The sequence below is a fragment of the Dysgonomonas sp. ZJ709 genome (assembly GCF_011039195.1).
In the GTDB taxonomy this organism is placed as follows: domain Bacteria; phylum Bacteroidota; class Bacteroidia; order Bacteroidales; family Dysgonomonadaceae; genus Dysgonomonas.
This window is the reverse complement of record NZ_JAAKEM010000009.1, coordinates 112,575-138,332: the sequence shown is the minus strand read 5'-3', so window position 1 is coordinate 138,332 and position 25,758 is coordinate 112,575. Positions and strand designations below refer to the sequence as shown.

The following is a 25,758-nucleotide window of genomic DNA, read 5'->3' as shown; positions in this document are numbered from 1 at the left end:
CCACCTCTTCCCATTCCGAACAGAGAAGTTAAGCCCAATCGTGCCGATGGTACTGCAATTATGTGGGAGAGTAGGTTACCGCCGTCTTTAAGCAAGAGCGCCTCTAGTAGAAATACTACAGGCGCTTATTCGTTATATACAATACACTACTCACGAAAACATAAAACTAACACTAATACATAACAAGAAATGTGAAAATATAGTTAGATAAGAGATATAGAAAGAAAAAGCAAGAAGAATTGCACAATGCCATCTTCTGTAAAATCATCTTGCAGATATTTTTTTTAAATTTAATTAATTGTTACCTAATAGATTATAGTAAATGGTTCATTTGTGAACTCAACTACTCTTTTTTTGTTGTATATTTGTGTAGATTTATGAGTTTTGAAAAAAGAAATATTTGAAATATGTTTTTAATTTCTCTGTTAGAAAAGCTAGGAAAGTACGCTCTCCTTTTACGAAAAGTCTTTACAAAACCCCAACGATGGAGTGTATTCTTTCGTCAATATCTTGACGAAATAAGTAAGTTGGGTGTTAATTCTATTTGGATTGTGGTTATTATTTCATTTTTTATTGGTGCAGTAATTGTTGTGCAAATAAAATTGAATATTGATTCCCCTTTTATGCCTCGTTACACAGTCGGTTATGTTTCTCGTGAGATTTTGATCCTCGAGTTTTCTTCTACGATTATGTGTCTTATTCTGGCCGGAAAAGTAGGATCTAATATTGCATCCGAGATTGGGACAATGCAGGTAACAGAGCAGATTGATGCTCTCGAAATAATGGGTGTTAATTCAGCTAATTATATTATTCTACCTAAGATTACAGGCTTGATGACTTTTATTCCTGTTTTGGTTGTTCTGAGTATGTTCTTTGGTGTCGTCGGTGGTTTTGCAGTATGTATAATCGGACAGATAATGCCAGCTGATACATTTCAATATGGATTACAGTCTTTCTTTAAACAATTCTATATTTGGTATGCGCTGGCAAAGACGGTTGTTTTCGCTTTTATAATATCCTCTGTCTCTTCATACTATGGTTATCATGCAAAAGGAGGCTCTTTGGATGTAGGTAAAGCTAGTACCGATTCGGTAGTGATGAGTAGTATCCTTATCTTAATAGCCGACTTACTAATTACTCAATTGATGATGTCATGATAGAAGTAAAAGATTTAGAAAAATCATTCGATGGTAGAATGGTTTTGAAAGGAATAAGCATAGTTTTTGAAGCGGGCAAAACGAACTTGATTATAGGTCAAAGCGGTTCGGGTAAAACGGTTCTTGTGAAAAATTTGGTTGGATTAATGCGTCCAACTTCAGGTCAGATATTATACGATGGGCGGGACTTACCAAAGATGTCATCATCGGACGTAAAACAACTTCGTCAAGAAATGGGAATGATTTTTCAAGGATCGGCTTTGTTTGATTCTATGACCGTATCTGAGAATGTAAACTTTCCTTTGATGATGTTTTCGGGCTTATCGAAAAGTGAACAAGCTAAACGTACTCAATTTTGTCTCGAAAGAGTGAATCTAAGTGATGCTGGCCATCTATATCCATCCGAAATAAGTGGGGGAATGATGAAACGTGCTGCAATAGCTCGTGCTATATCATTGAATCCGAAATATCTATTTTGTGATGAGCCAAATTCAGGACTCGATCCTCAAACATCTTTGGTTATCGACGAATTGATACATGATATAACGAAGGAATATAATATAACTACCATAATCAATACCCATGATATGAACTCGGTAATGAATATTGGGGAGAAGATTAATTTTATAAAAGAAGGAAATCTCGAATGGCAAGGAACTAGTGACGATGTAATGTCTTCTACCAACGAGGACTTTAATGACTTTGTATTTGCTTCCGATTTATTTAAGAAAGTCAAAGCTGCCGAGAATACTGGTATCAAGTTGACATAGTTAAATGAATTGATTTTATTTTATACGAAATTCTATGATCAATGGTAAAATAGCAAAACTAGAAGCTATAAGAGGTTTTGCAGCTATTCTAGTTCTAGTATCCCATTTAGAAAAGGTTTTAGTACCACTTAAAATAGGTTCAGTTAATCTCTACGATTATGGAATTGTTCCAGTAATGGTTTTTTTCATTTTATCTGGATTTGTTATACAGATTTCATTTGAAAAGTCTAAAAATAAAACATTTAAACTTTACTTTCTTAAGCGATTCTTTCGTATTTATATACCGCTTATAATTATTTTTGTGGTTAATTCTTTGTTATTTATATATTACGGGAATTTTTTTCAAAAATTTAAATGGTCAGAATTATTGGGCAATATTTTTATGCTCCAAGACTTTGGCTATTATATGGGAAATATCTGCGATACCTATTTGGGGAATTCGCCTTTGTGGTCACTTTCTTACGAATGGTGGTATTACATGCTTTTTTTCTTTGTCAGAAATAAGATTAAAAAGGATATATCTCACCTAATATATATTGGAAGTATTTTTGCTACTATTTTTTACGTTCTTCACCCATTTTGGCTTTTTCGAGTATTAATGTTTAGCTCTATTTGGTGGCTAGGAGCTGATTTAGCTAAAATGTATTTTAGTGAGGGGAAATTTTATTTGAAAAAATTAATAATTCCCATAGGATCGATTGTTTGTAGTATGGCTATTATGAAATTATGTGTAATGCTGTTTCATAGAAACTATATCTGGGTATACACTCCTTTTTTAGAATTAGCAGCACTATCTTCAATTCTTATAATTATATTTATTGCTTTTATCTGGTATAAAATGAAATGGATATTTTTTGATTATACAATTGGTTTTTTTAAAATTTTTGCAAGTATTTCGTATTGTATATACATATCTCATTATTTTTTAGTTGTAACAGCCAGATATTTAACTATAGAAAATATTTACATACGTTATTCTATCTATACATTCATTTGCTTCTTTTTTTCGTATATAGTTGAACTGATTATTTATCCTAAATTGAACAAATATTTCATGAATAAAATATACCCTTTATCTAAATCTAAAATATAATGAAGATAATTTCATATAATGTAAATGGAATACGTGCTGCTGTTAGCAAAGGCCTTTTCGAATGGATGGAGCAGGAGTCTCCTGATATCCTTTGTTTGCAGGAAATTAAAGCACAAGAAGATCAGATAGATCTTCTTACCATACAATCGATGGGATATCACTCTTATTTCCACCCTGCAAAAAAAAAGGTTATAGTGGCGTTGCTATTTTGACAAAGCGGAAACCCGATTTTGTAAAGATAGGTATGGATATGGACTGTTATGATTGCGAAGGTCGTGTTTTAAGAGCCGATTATGGTGACATGACAGTTGTTTGTGTCTATATCCCTTCGGGAACAATGGGAGACATTCGTCAGGATTTCAAAATGGAATTCCTTAGGCATTTCACCGATTTTATAAATGAATTGCGAAAAGAAAGACCCAATTTGTTAATTTGTGGCGATTATAATATTTGTCACAAGCCCATAGATATCAATCACCCGGAGCGCCATACTAAAAGTTCGGGATTCTTGCCTGAAGAACGTCAGTGGTTTGATGAATTTATTGAGACTGGGATGATCGACACATTTCGTGTGTATGACCAAAGTGCTGAAAAATATAGTTGGTGGAGTTACAGAGCTGGCGCAAGAGGTAAAAATCTGGGTTGGCGTATAGATTACCATATAATAACCGAAGCAGCCAGGGAGCGTCTTAAAAGTGCGAGAATATTGAATGAAATTTATTATTCTGATCATTGCCCTGTTGTGGTTGAAATGGATATTTAGTTCTTATCGATTTTATATATCATAGATAGTCTCTCATAAATAGAACTTTTGTCCTATTTATTTGTTAAAATTGTAGTGTATTTGAGTCTTGAATCAAGATTTTGAATTATCTGAATAGTGTATTACATGCCCTCTTTTATGTACTGACTTGAAAGTTAGAGGGTTCAATTAAATTATTAGTTATAATGGCGAATTTATTAAGTATAAAAAATTTACGTGCTAGTATTGAAGGCAAAGAAATATTGAATGGATTAGACTTTGAAGTGAACGAAGGCGAAATACATGCTATAATGGGACCCAATGGTGCCGGAAAAAGCACATTGGCTTCGGTTCTTGTCGGAAATCCTAATTATGAAGTAACAGAAGGAGACATGATTTTTAGAGGTCACGACTTACTAGATATGGATCCGGAAGAAAGAGCTCGCGAAGGCCTGTTTCTTAGCTTTCAGTATCCGGTTGAAATACCAGGTGTTAGCATGACTAACTTTATGCGTGCAGCGCTAAACGAGATACGTAAGCATAAAGGATTAGATCCGGTATCGGCTTCTGATTTTCTAAAGCTTCTTAAAGAGAAGAGAGAATTAGTAGAACTGGATAAAGACTTAGCAGGACGTTCTGTTAACGAGGGATTTTCGGGTGGAGAGAAAAAACGTAACGAGATATTCCAAATGGCTATGCTTGAGCCTAAATTAGCAATTCTGGATGAGACAGACTCTGGTCTGGACATCGATGCTCTCCGTATTGTTGCTGCGGGCGTGAATAAGCTGAGAAGTAAAGATAATGCCACGGTAGTTATTACCCATTATCAACGCTTATTAGAGTATATCAAGCCAGACTTTGTACATGTGCTTTACAAAGGGCGTATAGTACGCAGTGCCGGTCCTGAATTGGCATTGGAATTAGAAGAAAAAGGTTACGATTTTATTATTAAAGAATTTCAGTAATGATAGAAACTCAATATATAGATTTATTCACCCAACACCGAAAAGTGATAGATGCCAAATCGGCACCGGGAATGAATAATCTCCGAGATAAAGCTTTTGAGGCTTTTAAAAAACAAGGATTTCCGACAAAAAAACAAGAAGATTACAAGTATATAGATATATCAGCAGAGTTTATGCCCGATTTTGGCTTAAATCTTAACCGTGTGCCATTTACAGGTAATCCTTATGTGAATTTGATGTGCGAAGTGCCCAATATGTCTACAAATTTGTACTTCGTATTAAACGACTTGTTCCATAAAGAGCATCTGCCGGTTATGAATTATCCGAAGGGGGTTTTTGTTGGTAGTTTGAAACAGTTTGCCGAAGAACAGCCCATTGTTTTTGCGAAATATTACGGACAGGCTGCTAATATAGATGCTAATAGTGTCGCTGCATTTAATACAATGTTTGCACAGGATGGTTTCGTTGTATATGTACCCAAGGGGGTTATACTTGAAAAACCAATTCAGTTAATCAATATATTAAAGAGTGAACATAATTATCTGGTTAATCGTCGCATACTCATTATTGCAGAAGATGATGCACAAGTAAAACTTTTAGGTTGTGATCATACGGTCGATGAATCTCATTTCTTGGCTACGCAAGTTACAGAAATATTTGCCGGGAGAAATGCGATTGTTGATTTTTACGAATTGGAAGAGAATTCGGATAAAGTGACACGTCTAGCTTCAACATACGTGTATCAGGAAGAATCGTCGAATGTATTGGTCAATAATATAACATTAAATTGTGGCGTGACCCGCAATAATTATCATGTGAAATTGGCTGGTCAACATGCTGATGTTTATATCTGTGGAATGGTGATTGCCGATAGAAAACAATATGTAGATAATTTTGCATTCTTAGATCATGCGGTACCTCATTGTCAGAGTACACAGTTGTTCAAATATGTTCTTCAGGACGAATCTGTAGGTTCGTTTTGTGGTCGTATTCTAGTAGAAAAAGATGCACAAAAAACATTAGCTTATCAGACGAACAATAATTTGTGTTCGTCGCCTAATGCTCATATGTACTCTAAACCACAACTTGAAATATATGCTGACGACGTAAAATGTTCGCATGGACTGACTACGGGTCAATTAGACGAAGAAGCACTGTTTTATTTGCGCTCGCGCGGAATATCGAAAGAGGCGGCCCGCTTGTTACTTATGCAAGCGTTTACAGCGGATGTTTTGGAGCATGTGCGTATTCCTAGTCTAAAGGAGAGATTACTGGATCTTGTCGAAAAACGATTCAGAGGAGAATCGGCACGATGTGGTAATTGTGCAGTATGTAAATAACTGATGTTATGAAATTAGATATTAAAAAGATAAGAGAAGATTTCCCTATTCTTTCTACTCGGATATATGGTAAGCCACTTATCTATTTAGATAACGGAGCTACCACTCAAAAACCCAAGTGCGTAGTAGAAGAAATAGAAAATGTATATTACACCACGAATGCCAATGTGCATCGTGGTGTACATCATTTAAGTCAGCAGGCTACCGATCTGGCTGAAGATGCCCGTAATGTGGTACAATCATTCGTTAATGCAAAGCATAATCACGAAGTCATATTTACTAAAGGGACGACCGAGTCTATCAATTTGGTTGCTCATAGCTTCTGTCAGCAATTTTGTGCCGAAGGCGATGAAATAATTATATCGGCAATGGAACATCATGCCAATATTGTGCCTTGGCAACTACAGGAGTCTATCAGGGGAATAAAATTGCGTGTTGTTCCGATAAATGAGAAGGGAGAGTTGAAGTTGGATGAACTAAAGAAACTCATTTCACCCAAAACCCGACTTATTTCCGTTACTTATGTATCGAATGTCTTAGGGACCATAAATCCTGTTGACGAGATTATCGAAATTGCTCATAAACGGAATATCCCTGTATTGATAGACGCTGCTCAGGCTGTGCAACACCTTGAAGTAGATGTGCAGAAACTTGATTGTGATTTTCTTGTTTTCTCTGCACATAAGCTCTACGGGCCTACGGGTGTAGGTGTTCTTTATGGAAAAGAAGAATTATTAAATAAAATGCCTCCTTATCAGGGTGGGGGAGAAATGATCGGTACTGTTTCGTTTAAAGGGACTACTTTCAATGAATTACCGTTTAAGTTCGAAGCCGGAACACCTAACTACGTTGATGTGATAGCAACAGCTACTGCAATAAAATACATAAAAAATATAGGGCTCGACTCAATAAAAGTATATGAAGATGAGTTATTACAATATTGTACTGATGAATTGACTAAAATAGATGGGTTACGGATATATGGCACCTCTGATCATAAGAGTAGTGTAATATCTTTTTTAGTTAATAATATACATCATTATGATATGGGAATGCTTTTAGATAAAATGGGAATAGCCGTTCGTACCGGACACCATTGTGCGCAACCTTTGATGGAAGAGCTTGGTGTAGAGGGCACAGTGAGAGCCTCGTTTGCATTCTACAATACAAAAGAAGAAATAGATATACTTGTTGCCGGCATAAAACGTGTAGTTACGATGTTTGCCAATTAACAAATATATACTAGAAAATAGATAATTGTAAAAGTTTTTTTTCAAATTATAAAAGCTTTACGTACATTTGCAAACTAATTTCGATATAGAATGAAAACTAGGATCCTGTGCGCTTTTTTATTGGTGTTAATATTGGCTTCTTGCGGGGAATACAATAAGATTCTCAAAAGTAGAGACCCGGAGCTCAAATACACCTATGCTAAAAAGTATTTTGATGAACAGAAGTTTGGAAGAACGACCTCCTTGTTAGAGGAAATTCTACCGACTTATACAGGTTCGTCGAAAGAACAAGAGATCTTATTCCTGTTGGCTCAGGCATATTTTTACAATAAAGATTATATAACATCTACTCAGTACTATACCCGTTATTATAATAAATTCCCTAAAGGAGAATATACCCAGTTAGCCCGATATAATGCGGCATATGGGCTATATCTCGATTCGCCCGATGCCCGACTGGATCAGACCAGTACATTGAAATCGATTCAGGAATTTCAAAACTTCTTAGAATATTATCCTCAAAGTGATAAAGCTCCTGCTGCTCAGAATTATATGTTTGAACTTCAGGAAAAATTGGCATATAAAGAATTTTTAGCCTCTCGCCTTTATTTTAATTTAGGTCTTTACTTGGGGAATAACTATGAGTCTTGTGTAGTTACGGCTCGTGAAGCATTGAAGAATTACCCTTTCTCTGTATATGCAGAAGAATTGCAATTCTTGATTGTTAGAGCTCGATTTGAATTGGCATCACAAAGTATCGAAGAGAAAAAACCTGTACGTTACAGAAATCTTATGGATGAACATTTTAACTATAAGAACATGTTCCCGACAGGAAAATACTTAAAGGAATCGGAACGCTTCTATCGCCAGGCGTTGAAAGCATTAGGACAAGATATTGATGAAGCGACTAGCGAAGCAGTAGAGGTGGAGCAAGTTGCTCCGGCAGACAAAAAATAAGAAAACAAGTATATTAAAGGACTTCAATATAAATAATAAATAGTTATGGATTACAGAAAATCAAATGCAGCTAATAATACTATTACCAGAGATATGATGGAACTATCGGCTGATACTGGTAATGTGTACGAAACTGTAAGAATTATTTCTAAGCGTGCGAACCAAATAGCTGTTGAGATGAAACAGGATTTGGACAAGAAGCTACAGGAATTTGCATCTTACAACGATAATTTGGAAGAGGTATTTGAGAACAGAGAACAAATTGAAATTTCTCGTTATTATGAGAAATTGCCAAAAGCAACTTTGATCGCTGCACAAGAATATACAGAGGGAAAACTTTATTACAGGAATCCTAATAAGGATAAAGATAACTTTTGAATAAATGATACAACGTATCCAATCTATATACTTACTGCTTACAGCCATTTTGATGGCTGTAACTGTGTTTAGCTCTTTGGTAGTTCTAAATACTGACGCAGAGGGAGTGTTGGTGTTTCTCTCTTGCGGAATATATGAGGCAGGAAGTGCTGTATATCCTACATGGGGAGTAATAACATTTGCTGCTCTAAGTACTTTGCTGGCTTGTATCAGTATATTTTTATTTAAGAAAAGAAAGATGCAGATAAAACTATGTAATCTCAATACATTACTTATCATTTTCTTTTACATAACTTTTGCAATCTACTTATATACAGGTATGAGTGCTTTGCAGGCTACTTTTTTGAAAATAAGCCATGGCATTATTTTACCGATAATAGCTTTAATATTTAATATTCTGGCTACAGTGAAGATAAAGGCTGATGAAAAGCTGATTAAGTCGCTAGACAGAATACGATAAAACGACCACAAAATAAATTTATATGGAAGCTGAATGCATATTGCGCATTCAGCTTCTTTTTTTATCATTATATTTGTCTCATAATCTCAATAAGATGAATATACCTGATATAAAAGAATTCCGCTTTAAAGACACTTCATTCGCCAACCTGATGAACAAACGTATCTATAATGTTTTGTTGGTTGCAACTAAATATGACTCTTTTATCTTAGAAGATGATGGGCGTATAGATGAGCAGATATTCAATGAATATATGTCGCTCAATTTGCGCTATCCGCCTCGTTTTACACAAGTAGTAACTGAAGCGGAAGCATTGGTCGAATTAGAGACAAATCATTATGAGTTGATAATCCAGATGCCGAACATGGACGATTTGGATATATTCTCTACGGCTCGTCTCGCAAAAGCCAAGCATGCAGATATTCCTTTTGTGGTTTTGACTCCTTTTTCGAGAGAGGTTTCGAAGCGATTGTCTCAGGAAGATTTATCGTCGGTCGATTACGTTTTCAGTTGGTTGGGGAATCCTGATTTGCTATTAGCTATTATAAAACTGATAGAAGATGCCATGAATGCCGAGCATGATACGGAGAGTGTTGGGGTTCAAACCATATTACTGGTAGAGGACTCTGTACGGTTCTATTCTTCGGCATTGCCTACTTTGTTCAAGATAGTGCTCGAGGAGTCTAAAAACTTCTCGAAAGAGGCTCTAAATGATCACCAGCAGATGCTCCGCATGCGTGGTCGACCTAAAGTGATGCTTGCCCGTACATACGAAGAGGCAGTCGAGATATACGAGAAATATGGTAATAATATATTAGGAATTGTTTCTGATATGAGTTATCTGCACGATGGAGAGAAAGATATGCTTGCCGGCTATAATCTGGCCAAATGGATAAAACAGCAGGACCGATTTGTTCCTGTCGTTTTTACTTCTTCTGAAATATCGAACAAAGTATATGCTGATGAACTGGATTGCAGTTTTATTGATAAAAATTCGAAAAGCTTTCCATTGGACTTAAGGAAGCAAATCATCAATAATTTCGGATTTGGTGATTTTGTGATAATTGATCCGGCAACAAATGAGGAAATATGCCATATTCGTAATTTGAAGGAGTTGCAGAAAAAAATATTCGAGATACCAACAGAGTCTTTGGTTTATCATATGTCTCGTAACCATTTTTCACGCTTTTTCTATTCCCGTGCCATTTTCCCGATTGCCGAATGGTTGAAAAAGCTCGATACTTCCGATTTTCATAATGTAGAGGATGCCCGGCAAGTGATTTATGATGCTATTATAAAATATAGACGCATTAAAAATTCGGGTATAGTAGCTGTTTTTGATAAAGATCGGTTTGATGAGTTTTCTAACTTTGTTCGTATCGGAGAGGGATCTATAGGCGGCAAGGGGCGCAGTATTGCTTTTATGGATAATATCGTGAAAGATCATGTGGAGTTGAACGAATATGCGAATACGCTTGTTCGAATACCGCGCACAGTTGTTTTGTGTACGGATATTTTTGACGAATTTATGGAAACCAACGATTTATATCCAATTGCTTTATCGGATAAATCGGATGATGAGATTCTTCGTTATTTTTTGAAGGCTAGCTTACCTGAGCGACTTATTGAGGATTTTATGGCTTTTCTTGAGGTTGTAAAAGCACCTATTGCTGTTCGTTCGTCCAGTTTGCTTGAGGATTCTCACTATCAGCCATTCGCAGGTGTGTATTCTACGTATATGATTCCTTCTTTGGATGATAAATATGAGACGTTGCGTTTTATGACTAAGGCTATTAAAGCTGTTTACGCTTCGGTTTTCTATAAAGATAGTAAAACCTATATGGTAGCTACTCAGAATCTCATAGATCAGGAAAAAATGGCTGTTGTATTGCAGGAAACAGTTGGCACGCGTTATGATAATCATTTCTATCCTACATTATCGGGTGTAGCTCGATCGTTGAACTTTTACCCATTAGGAAACGAAAAAGCCGAAGAAGGGATCGCTAATATTGTTTTAGGTCTGGGGAAATACATTGTCGATGGTGGAGTTAGTCTGCGCTTTTCTCCCTATCATCCTAATAATATAGTGCAATTAAGCACCTTAGACTTTGCGCTTCGTGATACTCAACGCTTTTTCTATGCTTTGGATTTGCATGATACGAAGAAAGAGTTTTCTACAAACGATGGGTTTAACTTATTAAAGCTATCTATCAAAGATGCTGAAAAGGATGATTCTATACGTTATATTGCATCTACTTATGAGCCTGTCGATCAGATTATATATGATGGCTATTATGAAACAGGGCGTAAGATAATATCGTTTACCAACATATTGCAGAATGATATATTCCCCTTGACCGAAATTTTGAAGCAAACGTTGAAAATAGGTCAGGAAGGAATGGGACGAGCCGTCGAAATAGAATTTGCTGCCGATCTGAATAAAGATGGTAGCGGTTGTTTCTATTTATTGCAAATACGACCAATAGTGCAGAATAAAGAATTATCAAGCGAAGATTTCTCAAAGATAAGTTTAGACAAATCAATATTGTATTCCAGCAATGTATTAGGTCATGGTATATCTAACGATGTATATGATATCGTATATGTAAAAACCAAAGATTTTAATGCGGGAAATAACCCAAAGATTGCGGTAGAGATCGATGAGATAAACAGACGTTTTTTGAATGAAGATAAAACGTATATATTAGTTGGTCCCGGACGATGGGGTAGTAGTGATCCTTGGCTGGGTATTCCGGTCAAATGGTCTCAGATAAGTAATGCCAGGGTGTTGGTCGAAATAGGGCTGAATAACTATAATATTGAACCAAGTCAGGGTACACACTTTTTTCAGAATCTAACATCATTTGGGGTGGGGTATTTCTCAATCAATAATTATTTAAAAGATGATTGTATATTTGACGAAGATTTCCTGAATTCGCAACCAAGTGTTTATGAAACTGAATATATTCGTCATATTCGTTTTTCACAACCGACTGTAATAAAAATAGACGGGAAGAAAAAAATTGGTGTTGTATTGAAACCTGAGTAAACTATATTATATGAAAAGACTTTTCTTTGTTATATTCCTTTTCTTCTTTGTATTATGCCTGAAAGCTCAGGATATAGGGCTAGCAACTTACTATGGTAAGCGGCTGAATAATAGAAAAACCGCAAGTGGTATTATTTATAAAAAAGATAGTCTAGTCTGTGCCCATCGTACTTATCCTTTTGGTACATTACTTAAAGTGAAAAATATGAAGAATGACAAAGAGGTGGTGGTGAAAGTTATAGATAGGGGTCCTTTTGCGAAAAAGCGGATAATTGATATTTCGTACGCGGCCGCTAAAGAATTGGATATGGTTCGCCATGGTGTTGTTTCTGTTGAAGTAAGTGTATATCAGGATAGCTTGTATATGATACCTTTATCGGATTCAGTAACTGTAAGTAAATGAATGGATTTTGATACATCAACAATAAATAGTTAAATAAAATTTTCTCTAAAACTTGTTTCATCAATAAAATGCTTTATCTTTGCACTCGCTAACTCAATAATGGTTCCTTGGCCGAGTGGCTAGGCGCCGGTCTGCAAAACCGTTTACGGCGGTTCGAATCCGCCAGGAACCTCAAGCCTTGATAATAAAATTATCAAGGCTTTATTTTTCCTAAGACTTTTAAATCTATTTTCTCTAAAACTTTAAATATTAATAAGATGAAAAAAATAATGTTATTGACAGCTTTATTGATAATTGCTTGTAGAATAGTAGCGCAAAATCAAGAGATCAATGGTGCTTTAACTACGGCAGGCGATATTCATATTGGAAAGGATATTACAAATAAGTGGGGAGAAGGATCTAAACTATATTTGGAAGGGATTAACAATGGTACTGACCATGTTTGGTTGGCTAAATATACGTCAAAACAAGATTTCACCGATTTAAGAATAAATATCGGAGATGTAGCGGATAATAGTGACAGGCTAATTATCGGTACAACACATTGGAATACTAAAGAGTTTAATGAAGCGTTTGTAGTCAGAGCAGATGGTAGTGTTGGCATTGGGATTGCTCAACCTACTTCCAAGTTAGATGTTAATGGTACTATCCGTGCCAAAGAAGTAAAGATAGAAGCAACAGGATGGGCAGACTTTGTTTTCGCTGAAGACTATAAATTACCTACATTGTCAGAAGTAGAAAATCATATAATAGAAAATAAACATCTTCCGGATATTCCTTCTGAAATAGAAGTAAAAGAGAATGGCATTAGTATAGGAGAGATGCAAGCAAAACTTTTACAAAAAATAGAGGAGCTGACTTTGTACATAATAGAGCAGGATAAAAAAAACTCAGAATTGGAGAAACGAGTAAAAGAGTTGGAGGATAAGTAACCAAACTTAAAACTTGCGCATTGTTTGCGCATAAAATTCCAGTTTATATATTTTAGGGTGTGTCAGAAATTATTCAATAATTTCTGACACTACTATTTGTATAGATAATTATATTTGTAGCATAAATTCACTCTCTAATTAATAACAATATGATACAGGAATTTGCAGTAATAACTGAAGGGGTTTTTGAACTGGTTTCGAAATGGGAAATTAAATTATCCGCATTAGATGCAGAAGTTGTAGCGTTGAAAAGAAATTGTCAGAATCGCACAATAAAACAGATTACTGGTCATATGATTGATTCGGCATCTAATAATCTCCATCGTATCATTCATTTGCAGTATAATGAAAATCCTTTAATCTTTCCGAATTATGCTACAAATGGAAATAACGACAGGTGGATTGCAATACAAAATTATCAGAAAGAAGACTGGTTTCTATTAGTACAATTATGGAAATATAGTAATCTGCATATAATACATGTTATGAAGAATGTCGATCCGGATAAACTTGATTGCAAATGGATTTCTGCTCCGGGAAAAGAAGTAAGTCTGAAAGATATGATTATGGACTATCTTAGGCATTTAGAACTTCATCTTGACGAGATTGATGAATTGATCAATAACTGATATCATAATTGGGTATTATAAAAAGACAGCTACTGCTAAGTAGCTGTCTTTTTACATATCTTTATATTTTAAACTTTAAGATTGCATACACTTTTGTACATTGCAGTAAAATTAATTATATATAGCGAGAAAATATCAAGTATAGTACAAACCTTAAATTTTAATGATGTGAAAAAAACGGTAATATTTTTGATTCTTGTGATGGTATGTTTGGTTGTATATGGCCAAAATCAGATAATTAATGGAAATGCACAAGTGAATGGTACTTGGAATCGTAATTATGAAGCAGGAATCATAATAGGATGAAGTGGATGGCAGGAGGGGAATACTCTTGGAAATAGATATGTCCCTGTTGGGGCTAGAAGCGGTACCTTATATTTAGATTTTTCGGGATTCAGGGATAGAGTACAATATCAAGTCGGAGCTCGTATTGCAGGAGAAAGGTATAACATGTATGAAGGTGAAAATGCAATGGGAGCTTTGGTGCAAAAAACACACCTAGTTTTTTACACTAATCATTTGGGTGGATGGACTACCGAAACTATAGGGCTAGAAGAAAGAATGCGTATTACTCATGATGGCAAAATAGGAATAAATACATCTAAGCCTTTACATGAATTAGATGTCAATGGCACTATCCGAGCCAAAGAGGTGAAAATAGAAGCCACAGGATGGGCTGATTTTGTTTTCAAACCAAATTACGATCTGAAAACTCTTACTGAAGTTGAAACACACATTAATGAATACGGACATTTACCTAATATTCCTTCCGAAACAGAAGTAGAAGAAACCGGAATCGATGTTGGTAATATGCAAATAAAATTACTACAAAAAATAGAAGAGTTGACTTTGTATGTGATAGAGATGGATAAGGAAAATAAGTCATTGCGTAAAGAAATAAGTGAAATTAAGGATCAATTAAAAGATAAATAACATGGTTGCTCCACAATATACCGATAATAATGCGTTATATCTGAAAATCGTATATGTTAAACCACAATTTCCATTTATTTAATTCTAATTTATAGCTGTTTTATGGAAAGGAAAGATTGTTTTATCGTAAATAGTGCTCCGGCTAAAGAGCTAAGTATAGAAGTATTACATGTGTAAATTCATTTTTCACAATAATTATAAAGAAAATGTCAAAATTGTGATATTTATAACTAAACATGTTGTGTATTAATTTTGAAATAAGAAAAAAATGTAATAGCTTTGCAATTCCAAAATGAATAATTAAACTCCATTATATATTTTACCATTATACAAATAATATAAATGAATGCTTATAATCATTTATAATTTGGTAAAGCTAGATATCATAATTTTAAAAGGAGACGATATTCTATTTTGGTGAAAACAGAAGGCTCTCTCATTTATTTTTATCCGAAGATTTAAGTATTGGTTATCAATATCAATTTAGGTAATGCGCTATTTTGATATAGCATAGTACTGAAATTTTATATAAAAACCATAAATACAAAGTTTCTCGTAATGTTCACGAAGTAGTGATCGCTGAGACTTCCTTACAAACTTTTGAGATGAATAGAAATCAATTATAAGATTGTCTCGATTTTAGTCCTTAAATTTTTTGTTCAAATTAATTATATCGTAAGCTTTTACCAAAGTATATCCCTCTTTCCCAATAAATGAATCAAATAAATATAAACATAGTTATACATGCGTATATACAATATTCTTGAGCTTAACGAAAAGCTCACTATCGAACTAAGAACTATCGCAAAAGAGCTTGGCATAAGACGTCCTGATGCATACAAAAAGGACGAACTTATCTATAAAATTCTCGATGAGCAAGCTATTTCTGAAGCTCGCAACAAGAATTCTGAAAGCTATCAAAGCGAAGACAGAATAGAGCAAAAGAAAAAAGCTTTTGCAGCAGGCAAGAATAAGCCTGCAAAACCAGCATCTCAGGAAAAGAAGACACCTGTTGTTGCTGAGAAAAAAGAGGTTAAGACCGAAAATAAAGAAAAGGTAAAGGCTCAACCACAAGCAGAAGCCAAGCCTGTACAGGAGAAAATAATTCAACCGGAGACTAAAACGGAAATTCAACCAGAAGTTAAAGCTCCTGCTGAAAAGTCTGTTCAACCACAAGAAGCGAAAAAAGCTCAGAAAGATATTATTGTAAAGAAAAATACTTCTGAAGTGAAAGAAAATACTGCACCGGTTTCGGCTGTAGTAGAGAATAAGCCACAACCGCAACCAGTTCAACCGCAGGTACAACCCCAATCGGGAAGCAAACCAACTCAGCTGGTTTTCCGTTCAAACAAACAAAGAGAACAAGAGCCTGCTCCGATTATAGAAGGATTGCCTTTATTAGCACCACTCGAAGTCGATCAGGACGTTGCACCGATTGAAATAGTACAAGAACCTGTAAATCAATCGAAGAATAAACAGCAATCGCAAAATAACAACCAACACCAAAGACAAAATAATCAACCTCAAGAAAAGCTATTTGACTTTGAGGGTATTCTTTCTGCTTCGGGTGTGCTTGAGATAATGCAGGAAGGCTATGGTTTCCTTCGCTCATCGGATTACAATTATATGTCTTCGCCTGACGATGTATATATATCGCAATCTCAAATCCGTTTATTCGGGTTGAAAACCGGTGATGTGGTAGAAGGCCCGATTCGCCCTCCTAAAGAATCAGAGAAGTTTTTTCCGTTGGTTAAAGTAGATAGAATAAACGGACGCACTCCGGACGAAGTTCGCGACCGAGTTCCTTTCGATCATTTGAAACCGCTTTTCCCTGATGAGAAATTCACATTGACAAGTGGACGTAACGATAATTTATCGTGTCGCGTAGTTGATTTGTTTTCTCCGATAGGTAAAGGTCAGCGTGGTTTGATTGTAGCTCAGCCAAAAACAGGTAAGACGACTCTATTGAAAGACGTAGCTAATGCTATTGCAAACAATCACCCTGAAGTATATATGATTGTACTTCTAATCGACGAACGCCCGGAAGAGGTTACTGATATGGAACGTAGCGTAAATGCGGAAGTGATCGCTTCTACATTCGACGAACCAGCCGACCGTCATGTGAAAATTGCAGAGATTGTACTCAATAAAGCAAAACGCATGGTAGAATGTGGTCATGATGTTGTTATTCTACTTGACTCTATTACACGTCTAGCACGTGCATACAATACCGTACAACCTGCATCGGGTAAAGTATTGACCGGTGGTGTGGATGCTAATGCCTTGCACAAGCCTAAACGCTTTTTCGGAGCAGCACGTAATATCGAAAACGGAGGTTCATTAACGATCATCGCAACAGCATTGACTGAAACAGGATCTAAAATGGATGATGTGATATTCGAAGAATTTAAAGGTACAGGTAATATGGAATTACAACTTGACCGTAAATTATCGAACAAACGTATATTCCCGGCTGTTGATATAATAGCATCTAGTACACGTCGCGATGATCTGCTATTAAGTAAAGATACATTAAGCCGTATGTGGGTACTTCGTAATTTCTTGTCTGATATGAATTCTGTAGAAGCAATGCAGTTTTTAGAAAACAGATTAAGAAAGACGATAAATAATGATGAATTCCTTATCTCTATGAATGACGATTAAGAAGATTTCGACTAAGATATTATGGAGAGCAATGGAAAGGATTATATCTTTACTCTTGCTCTTTTTACTTATAAATAATAAATGAAATTGTAATGGGACACAATCACGACCATTCTAGTGGTGGGCACAATCATACACATAATGCGAATAAAAAAGCGCTAACAATCAGTTTTATTCTGATTGCAGGTTTTATGGTTGTTGAATTTATTGGAGGATTTTTAACCAATAGTTTGGCTTTGCTATCCGATGCAGGGCATATGTTGAGTGATGCCGTAGCGTTGGGCTTAAGTTTGAGTGCTTTGATTTTTGGTGCTAGGGCAGCAACAGCTTCTAAAACTTATGGATATAAGCGATTCGAGATTTTAGCAGCACTACTAAATGGAATTGTACTAATTGTACTATCTATTTATATTTTTCATGAAGCCATAGGGCGATTATCGGAACCGCCCAGCGTAATGGGTAAGGGCATGATAATTATTTCTACAATTGGTTTGCTTATTAATATTCTCGTTGCTTGGATTCTATATTCGCAGGGATCGACAAAAGATAATCTAAATGTTCGCAGTGCTTTCTTACATGTGCTAGGCGACTTGTTAGGTTCCGTAGGTGCTATTATTGCTGCTGTTCTCATTATTGCATTTGGCTGGTATATTGCTGACCCTATTGCCAGTATGATTGTATCGGTACTTGTACTTTACAGTGGGTGGAATGTTCTGAAAGAGTCGGTAAACATACTGATGGAAGCTAAACCGAGAAGTGTAGATTCGGATAAAGTAATGGATATATTAAAATCGCTAGATGGTGTTATAGAGGTGCACGATTTGCATATCTGGATGATCACTTCCGAGTTTATTTCTATGACAGTTCATCTGCGTGTGCAACCCGATGCGGATAGAGATTCTATATTAGAAAGAGCAAAGTATACTATTGATAAAAAGTTTGGAATAAAACATATAACTATTCAAACCGAAGGGCGCGAATTGTGTACTGCCGACGATAAGTGCGGATTTAAATAAGAGTTATTTTAACTATATCTGAAGTATCAGTTGTAATGCGATACCTGTCATCTGAGCGATATCCGATAATCCAGACAATAGCATCGTCCGAACAAAGTAGCCATACATTCTCTTTCTCGAAAAGACTTAATTTTTGGTCGGTGAAATAATCACTGACCTTTTTTTTACCTTTCATACCGAAAGGTATAAACCAATCGCCTTGTTGCCATCGTCTGATAGTGAGAGGAAAATTTAACTTGTTTTTATCTACATATAAAATATTCTTATTCTTTTCGATAGTAAGATCGGGGCTATTGAAGATAGTTTCTATTTCGAAATTTACCGGAGAGGATAGTGTAGTGGTTGTCTCCCTTATTTCAAAGTTGTTATTATTCGTGTCAGCTTCTTTTTCGCTTATAATAAGTTGGGCTCTATCCTTCAATACCCTATGTGTATTCGAGTAAAATATTTTTCCAGATATACCATCCAAAGCATTGAAAATATTGTCAATCGTTTCAGAATTGAATTTATAAACAGAAAGTATTTCAAACAGAATTGCTTTAGGCTCATTGTATTTAATGAGCTTTTCTATATCGATTTTATTTTCTTTAAGAATCTCTGATTTTGCTTTATCTATGTAGTCAAGATAAATATTTTTTACTTGCAGTAAATGTTCGGCTGTTTGGCTAATCGAATCTTTTACAGATGGGTTAATCGTTTCGAGTAGCGGAATTATATTTAACCTGATCTTATTTCGTGTGTATATATCTTCCTTATTAGTACAGTCTGTTACATACGATATATTTCTTTGGCTTAGATAATCTATTATATCATTTCTTGTTAAGCAGAGTAATGGACGGATGACATGTCCGTTTTGTGCCGAAATACCTGTCAATCCACGAATACCTGTTCCGCGGATAAGATTGAGCAGAACGGTTTCTACCGAATCATCCTGATGATGAGCTACTGCTATAGCCGCAGCCTCATGTTTTGCTCTTAATTCTTCAAACCAATTATAACGCAGTTCCCTTGCAGCCATTTCGATAGAAATAGCTTTATCCGCTGCGTACTTAATCGTGTCGAAATCTATACTATTAAATTCCAGATTATAAGTTTTGCATAAGTCTTTTACGAAAGCGGCATCGCGATTCGATTCTTCATTACGCAGATGGAAGTTACAGTGAGCAACAATACATTCGTAGCCAAGTTGATGTAGCATATCTAGTATTGCTACAGAATCGGCTCCACCACTTACGCCTACAATTATTTTATCTCCTGAATTGAGTAATTGATTATTAAGTATATATTGTTTTACTTTCGATAGAATCATATTCTTGCAAATTTAATAGAATATATTGTATATCGCTTAAAATAGTTCTTCCTATATTTTCTTACAGAATATAAGCACTTTCTTATCATCTGCTAGCGTAGTAGCAAAAATGTATAAATTTCCTCCATCCTTAAGACCTGTTCGCTTTCTTAATTCATCAGTCGATAGAGGGAAGTTGCGCGTCGTTATATTGGCTTGCTTTATGTCTAGCAAATATTCTTTCAGTTCTTTTTTGTTGAGGCTGCACATACCGGTTATCTCAAATCTTCGCCCATAGAAATCTGTATGTAACTCGTCTGATGTGTACAGATGGCTGCTAATATGTAGTTTATTCAGATCGAAAGCTTTTGCAATGCTTTTGTATGCACCGCCTTTAGTAATGGAACTATTCGGTTCGTAGAGATATTTACCCAATTCGAAAGCAAAGCTTACGGTTGTTGATTCTTCATCCTCTTTACTAAAAATAAATTGATCGATCTTATTGTTCAATATATTGATGCAATGTAGTTGAGTCTTTTTACTTTCATGAGACTTGATGAATAAAAGCTCTTTACATTCATTTGCAACACTGATTATATAGACATCCGATATGTTACGCATCGATCTTATGGCAAGAGATATATCAAGCATAGGCGACAGCTTGATCATTATATATTTTGCTTTCTGCTCTAATAGTTCCTCTATTTCTATAATATTAGGAGTGCAATCCTCTATTAAGGCTGTTTTCCGTCCGGTAGAACTACGGCGTGCCGGGTCTATATAAATCAAATCTACGGATTGCATTGCTTCCAGATAAGCGATTGCATCTGTATTTACAACATCTGCATTATTTAAGCCTAATTTGGTAAAATTATGCGCAGCAATATCGACAAGTTCAGGTTGTTGTTCTACATATGTAGCCTGCTTGAAATTTTTGGCAATAAATGAAAAATCAATACCGAAACCACCCGTCAGATCTACCATTGTGCCTCCGTGAAATAAATCGGCTTTGAATTGGGCTGTATGTTCTGAGGAGCATTGCTCCATAGATATGTGCTTAGGATAAAGCAACTCGTCATTCTTATACCAATTCGGAATTTTCTCTTTAGCTGTCTGTCTGCCGGCTATTTGTTGAATAGCCATTTGCATATCAATTTCAGGATACCGCTTGGCTTGTAGTGCGAGTTTACGGATATCATCGTTTTCATGCTCTTCGATAAAGAGTTTTGTGGCAGATGACAGATTCATTCTTTTATTTTAATGAAAGGGCTTAATGTGCTTCCTTTTGTTATGGAATCGGGAACGATTATTTTTATTGAATCTTTCTTATTAAGTCTATTTTTAGGTTTGATAAATAAGTCTTTCAATTTGTCGAAGTCTTTTTTGTAGACAATACCTACACCTTGTGTTTGCGATGCGTTACCTGTATAATAGTATTTCTCGTTATAGTGATTATAAGCTTTTACACGCCAATTGCCTGAATTGTCCAGTAGATATTCTAAGTCAACATCACCAATTAGTGCGTCGCTTTTAATGTATGGATCATCACGATACCCGAAGTTACCGTTTAGTAGTAATCTGTCGTTCAATAACTGGCTCGAAAGTATCAATTCTACTTCGGTAGTCGTAAATTCAGAATCGCTTGTACGAATATTAGTACCCAGCTGCCATCTTTTGTCCACTTGATTTACTATTTTACTTAGTTGATTAGATAGAGTTGCAGAAGCAACAGCGGCAAAATCGGATGTCCTTTGATCGGTATTAGCAAAATCGGGGCTGTAGAATTTAGATAATAGCAGCAGGTATGTTACCTGTTTGTTTATCATATCTTCCGTATTGATAATGCTCTTTACCTGGCGCTCTACTTCTGCATCCGCAGTGGGAAACGATATATCTAGTCCGACATTCGGATGTTTTAATGGCCCGGATAACTTCAATATACAATTAACAGGGATAGTTGTTTGTCCCGATTGCACAGCTAATTGTCTATCGAGGTCATTTAGACTTGCTGTTATTTTGTATACCGCACTCACGTCCAGAATAGCTTCGAATGGATCACCTCTGAATTGTACACTGCTACCATCCTGAATAGCAAAGTTACGTTCCATCAGTCGTTGGAACGTGAAATTGTAATTTCCACGGTTGATATTATAAGTTCCATAAAGGCGTGGAGATGCGTTACTATTCCATTGAAACTGCATTGTTCCGTTTCCAACACCGCGAAGAATATCTCCACCAACAGGGTCCATTACTAATTCGACAACAGCATCGGGCGTAGCGTCAATATAGAAATTCATATTTATTTCCATCCCCGATTCTGTTTTGATCGGAGCTAGTAAAATAGGAGCTTCAGCCGTTAGTGAATCGGTAGGTGCATTCTTATCTTTATATGTGATAAATGTATATTCATTTACAATATTATCCATAAAATTCATACGAACAGCTGTATTTTCTTCAGTTCGCATACTGATATCTATATTCACTGCACTTTCATCACCACTTATAGTTCCTTTACCACTACCAAATACTTTACCGAAAAATAATGGATTTTGTTTTTCGGTAGCATTGTAAACCATAAATTTATTTGCCGATAAATCGACATAGTACATAAAATTAGCAAAGAAATCATGTGCTACTTTTCCTGTTCCTATGGCTGTATTTTTATTATCGTCGGTAAATACTATATCATTAAAATAGATCAAGTCTTTTTTAAGATGGATTGTGTCGGAGAACGAATAGTTCGTATTTAAGAAGGAAATGCCAATATTTCCGTCTTGAATATATGCATCGCCCTCGACTGTAACTTTAGAGAAATTACCGAATAAATGTACTTTCCCTGTTCCCCTGCCACTTATGTTGCTGAATATGGTTTCTGCATATGTCTTTAAAAAACCGATATCAATACTATCAGCGTCAAAGTTGATAGACAAGGCTTGTTTTATCGGATCGATGGATCCGTCTACATTCGTCGTTTTGTTTTCTTTACTTATTATTGCTCCGCTAAGAATAACTTTATTAGTTTCGTCGTCAAGCTCACTGAATAGTTTCAGTTTACCGAGTTCAGTGCCATTAAATTTGAAATCTTCTACTTCCAGATTCGTATTAGCATAAGGTTTCTTTTCTATACTCGAAAGGAATAAACTACCCGTTGCTTTTCCGCCGAATTTCAGGACATCGATAGCAAGTGTTTGAAATATATATTCAAGATTAATATTCTTGAGTTCAGTCTTTAAAATTTCTTTAGGACTGTTATTCGAGTACTTCCCATTGATCTTTATTTCCTGACTACCATCATCATTATATACCAGGAAATTATCAATTCCGACAATATTTTCTTGTATATGGATGTGTGATTGTTCCATTTTCCAAACGGCATTGTTAAGTACCAGTTCGCTAGGTAATACATCTACATCGATTTGTAATGGCTCTTTATTTTCTCTTGTAAACAAAGTTGAGATTGCAAATTCTCCTTTGGCTTTCTGTTTTCCATCGTTAGCAAACGTTATGTTAGTGGTAACAAGATTATTTGATGCAGTTGCTGTAAGTGCAATGTCGTTAATCGAATTATTTTTGCCGGCCATCAGTAGATTCACTTTAGTCGTAATCAGGTTATTCTGATTGTCAGCGACAACATATCCCGATTTTATATTTGATCCCGCAGCTTTAATCGATGGAGCGAATACCTCTACTTTAAATTTATCCTGAACATTATTATAAAACCCTATAATCTTAGCGGGGCTAAGTACCACTACAGGTAAATTGAGAATATTACTCAGGCTCTCTGAATTATTTATCTGAAACTCGAATGTCAGATTATTTTCTTTTTCGTCCGGCTTCTTTTTTTGCGGAGCGTTGATTAATGCTGGTAAATAAGGATGCAGTGTTTGCAATACACTATTAGCCATCGTGGTGAAAGAATACGCCCCCTTAACTTCACCATTTAGTATATCCGATTTTATATTCAATTGATTCATAGCAGAATCTTTCGACGCTTCTATCAAGAACTGATTCATATGGAAATGTTTATCTCCACTCACAAAATCCAACGTATCTATTCTAAGGTAGCCTACCGCATCGTCTATATTTGCTCCTTTGAAATTAGCACGCATTACAAAAGACAGATTAGAGTCTTTTAATTTATCTGCCAACTTCAAATCGTCTAATTCCAGATTGTATGCGTGGGCTTCGAAGTTGAGTTCCGGTAAATTTTTATCAGATAAATCAAATAAACCTTTTATGTTTAATTCGCCATTAGGCGTGTTTGCATGTAATTTTCCATCGACACGCAGACCATCATAATCCGCGTCGAACGTGATATCTTTATATTCGTAGGTTTTGTATGCAAAATCGTGAATTATACCTTGTGCATTCCCTCTTAGCTTACCATATTTGGGTTGTTCGAGGTCAACAGTAATATTTAGCGATGTTTTGCCAATATCTTTATTGTCTAATAGCCTGCCTAAATCGAAATTTGAGGTGTATACTTTTCCTTTTGCGTATGAGTTTATTCCTTTTGTCGGATTGATTCCAAAAAGTATATCTGTCTTGACGATGCCAAGTTGTGTATCTAGGCTACCAAATGCAGTCAATTGGTTGAGATATCCCGATATATCACCTTGGAACGAGATAGTCCCCAGATTGGTTATTTGCTTTGGTAGTTTATTTTTGTTTTTGGAAAGATTGCCGACTATTTCTTGTATTCCTTCACTACTAACAGTCAGGTTATCTATGCTTCCGAGTATGTACATCTTATCAGACTGTCTTAGATCCTTTATTTCTACATTCGAGATGAGGTGCATCTTATCGCCTAAGTCGAGTGAGAAATCTTCTACTTGTAGATTGTCTATCGTTCCCGATATATGCCCTCTCAATGTCACATAATTGTTGAAGTTTTTCAGAAGCGGTACAAAGGCTGATACATCTTTGGGCGCTATGTACGATGGTGCAATTATAAGATCTAGGTTCGCGTAATCGAGAATGTCTGTATGTACCGAATCCGCAGGTTTAGCAAGATTGACTTCGCATTTGTCGAACTGTAGAAATGACGAAGGCATATCGAGTCTGAACCCTCTCAGGTACGCTTTATTGTCTTGAGTGATAAGCCGACCGGTAAGATTTGTGATTTCAAGTCCGCTTTTCTCCTTTAGGTTTATACTCTTTATCTGGATGTTGAGAGAGTCGGGTAGGAGTGATTTTAGAGCGATTTTTGCGTTTAGATTCGAAACCTGTATGTGATTTTCATCGAATATATTCTCTTTAGCGGGTTTATCCTTTACATTGTAATAAAATTGTCCGTTCGAAATATTAACAGCACTCAACTTGATGTCGAGCTGACTTTTAGGTTTATCGTCTTTTGATTTGAATGCTTCGATAATGTACTGAATATTCAATGGCGCATTCGTAGAATCTTTTGATAAATGGACTTCGAAGTCAGACAGCCATGCAGAGGTAATAACTATCTTACTCTTAGCTAAAGCAAAAAGATCGATGCTGGCTGATATTCTATCTGCCATTAATACTTTTTCGTTCGATTGATCGTAAAGGTAAACGCTATCCAACTGGATGGAGTTGAACGGTTGGAAGCTAAGTTTTCCTATGCCTAATTCTGTGCCTATCTTAGCTTTAAGCTCGTCAACAATAATACCTTTGGCATATTCCTGCACTGCCGGCATATTCAGTAATCCGAATACTAACGTGATCAGTCCCAAGATTACACCCAGAAAGGTTAGAAATATATGCTTAAATCGTTT

At 35.7% G+C, this 25,758-nt stretch carries 20 protein-coding genes, 1 tRNA gene, 1 rRNA gene and 1 pseudogene; 20 read left to right on the top strand and 3 right to left on the bottom strand.

The genetic code is table 11. From position 1 onward, the window contains the following. The 20 genes and pseudogenes from rrf to G7Y56_RS08545 all read left to right on the top strand — a co-directional run. A 5S ribosomal RNA gene (gene rrf, locus G7Y56_RS08635) occupies positions 1-87 on the top strand; the annotation flags it as partial. A 320-nt stretch (positions 88-407) separates the two neighbouring features. After that, on the top strand, positions 408-1,157 hold the full coding sequence (locus G7Y56_RS08630; RefSeq protein ID WP_165026949.1) for an ABC transporter permease: 750 nt from the start codon (positions 408-410) through the stop codon (positions 1,155-1,157). After that, positions 1,154-1,927, top strand: coding sequence for an ABC transporter ATP-binding protein (locus G7Y56_RS08625; protein WP_165026947.1), 774 nt, complete (start codon positions 1,154-1,156; stop codon positions 1,925-1,927). The genes G7Y56_RS08630 and G7Y56_RS08625 overlap by 4 nt, the downstream gene beginning before the upstream one ends. Positions 1,928-1,961: 34 nt before the next feature. After that, positions 1,962-3,020: an acyltransferase gene (locus G7Y56_RS08620; protein ID WP_165042730.1), complete on the top strand. Its 1,059-nt coding sequence runs from the start codon at positions 1,962-1,964 to the stop codon at positions 3,018-3,020. Beyond that, positions 3,020-3,783: pseudogene (xth, locus tag G7Y56_RS08615) on the top strand (exodeoxyribonuclease III). The gene G7Y56_RS08620 and the pseudogene xth overlap by 1 nt, the downstream one beginning before the upstream one ends. Before the next feature lie 185 nt (positions 3,784-3,968). Then, a complete protein-coding gene (sufC, locus tag G7Y56_RS08610) occupies positions 3,969-4,727 on the top strand; it encodes a Fe-S cluster assembly ATPase SufC (protein WP_165042729.1) in 759 nt (252 codons plus the stop codon). Beyond that, positions 4,727-6,067 carry a Fe-S cluster assembly protein SufD gene (gene sufD, locus G7Y56_RS08605; protein ID WP_165042728.1) on the top strand — a complete coding sequence of 447 codons (1,341 nt, stop codon included), beginning with the start codon at positions 4,727-4,729 and terminating at the stop codon, positions 6,065-6,067. The genes sufC and sufD overlap by 1 nt, the downstream gene beginning before the upstream one ends. 8 nt (positions 6,068-6,075) lie before the next feature. After that, positions 6,076-7,299 (top strand): aminotransferase class V-fold PLP-dependent enzyme, encoded by a 1,224-nt coding sequence (locus tag G7Y56_RS08600; RefSeq protein WP_165042727.1) that lies wholly within the window; start codon positions 6,076-6,078, stop codon positions 7,297-7,299. A gap of 90 nt (positions 7,300-7,389) precedes the next feature. Continuing rightward, entirely contained in the window at positions 7,390-8,256 is an 867-nt protein-coding gene (locus tag G7Y56_RS08595) for an outer membrane protein assembly factor BamD (protein ID WP_165042726.1), read from the top strand. 45 nt (positions 8,257-8,301) lie between these two features. After that, on the top strand, positions 8,302-8,634 hold the full coding sequence (locus tag G7Y56_RS08590) for a DNA-directed RNA polymerase subunit omega (RefSeq protein WP_165026932.1): 333 nt from the start codon (positions 8,302-8,304) through the stop codon (positions 8,632-8,634). A gap of 4 nt (positions 8,635-8,638) precedes the next feature. Then, on the top strand, positions 8,639-9,094 hold the full coding sequence (locus G7Y56_RS08585; protein ID WP_165026930.1) for a DUF4293 domain-containing protein: 456 nt from the start codon (positions 8,639-8,641) through the stop codon (positions 9,092-9,094). A 94-nt stretch (positions 9,095-9,188) separates the two neighbouring features. Next, on the top strand, positions 9,189-12,143 hold the full coding sequence (locus G7Y56_RS08580) for a PEP/pyruvate-binding domain-containing protein (RefSeq protein ID WP_165042725.1): 2,955 nt from the start codon (positions 9,189-9,191) through the stop codon (positions 12,141-12,143). Positions 12,144-12,153: 10 nt separating this feature from the next. Next, on the top strand, positions 12,154-12,546 hold the full coding sequence (locus G7Y56_RS08575; protein ID WP_165042724.1) for a septal ring lytic transglycosylase RlpA family protein: 393 nt from the start codon (positions 12,154-12,156) through the stop codon (positions 12,544-12,546). A 101-nt stretch (positions 12,547-12,647) separates the two neighbouring features. After that, positions 12,648-12,718: transfer RNA gene (locus tag G7Y56_RS08570), tRNA-Cys, on the top strand. Positions 12,719-12,803: 85 nt separating this feature from the next. Further along, positions 12,804-13,478: a hypothetical protein gene (locus G7Y56_RS08565; RefSeq protein WP_165042720.1), complete on the top strand. Its 675-nt coding sequence runs from the start codon at positions 12,804-12,806 to the stop codon at positions 13,476-13,478. A 149-nt stretch (positions 13,479-13,627) separates the two neighbouring features. Continuing rightward, the gene (locus G7Y56_RS08560) at positions 13,628-14,107 is read left to right on the top strand and encodes a DinB family protein (protein WP_165042718.1); all 480 of its coding nucleotides are present in this window, start codon (positions 13,628-13,630) and stop codon (positions 14,105-14,107) included. A 168-nt stretch (positions 14,108-14,275) separates the two neighbouring features. Further along, the gene (locus tag G7Y56_RS18585) at positions 14,276-14,413 is read left to right on the top strand and encodes a hypothetical protein (RefSeq protein WP_255498693.1); all 138 of its coding nucleotides are present in this window, start codon (positions 14,276-14,278) and stop codon (positions 14,411-14,413) included. A gap of 144 nt (positions 14,414-14,557) precedes the next feature. Beyond that, the gene (locus G7Y56_RS18580) at positions 14,558-15,040 is read left to right on the top strand and encodes a hypothetical protein (protein WP_255498692.1); all 483 of its coding nucleotides are present in this window, start codon (positions 14,558-14,560) and stop codon (positions 15,038-15,040) included. 744 nt (positions 15,041-15,784) lie between these two features. Next, the gene (gene rho / locus G7Y56_RS08550) at positions 15,785-17,704 is read left to right on the top strand and encodes a transcription termination factor Rho (RefSeq protein ID WP_165042716.1); all 1,920 of its coding nucleotides are present in this window, start codon (positions 15,785-15,787) and stop codon (positions 17,702-17,704) included. Between the two features lie 92 nt (positions 17,705-17,796). Further along, positions 17,797-18,720, top strand: coding sequence for a cation diffusion facilitator family transporter (locus tag G7Y56_RS08545; RefSeq protein ID WP_185153988.1), 924 nt, complete (start codon positions 17,797-17,799; stop codon positions 18,718-18,720). Here the strand turns inward: G7Y56_RS08545 and tilS are convergent. Genes tilS through G7Y56_RS08530 form a run of 3 tightly spaced genes read right to left on the bottom strand, consistent with a single transcriptional unit; the run spans position 18,713 to position 25,716 of the window. Further along, positions 18,713-20,029, bottom strand: coding sequence for a tRNA lysidine(34) synthetase TilS (tilS, locus tag G7Y56_RS08540; RefSeq protein WP_165042714.1), 1,317 nt, complete (start codon positions 20,027-20,029; stop codon positions 18,713-18,715). The genes G7Y56_RS08545 and tilS overlap by 8 nt on opposite strands. A 51-nt stretch (positions 20,030-20,080) precedes the next feature. Further along, a complete protein-coding gene (locus G7Y56_RS08535; RefSeq protein ID WP_165042712.1) occupies positions 20,081-21,256 on the bottom strand; it encodes a class I SAM-dependent methyltransferase in 1,176 nt (391 codons plus the stop codon). Beyond that, entirely contained in the window at positions 21,253-25,716 is a 4,464-nt protein-coding gene (locus tag G7Y56_RS08530; RefSeq protein WP_255498690.1) for a translocation/assembly module TamB, read from the bottom strand. Before G7Y56_RS08530 ends, G7Y56_RS08535 begins: the two co-directional genes overlap by 4 nt. Between the last annotated feature and the right edge of the window lie 42 nt (positions 25,717-25,758).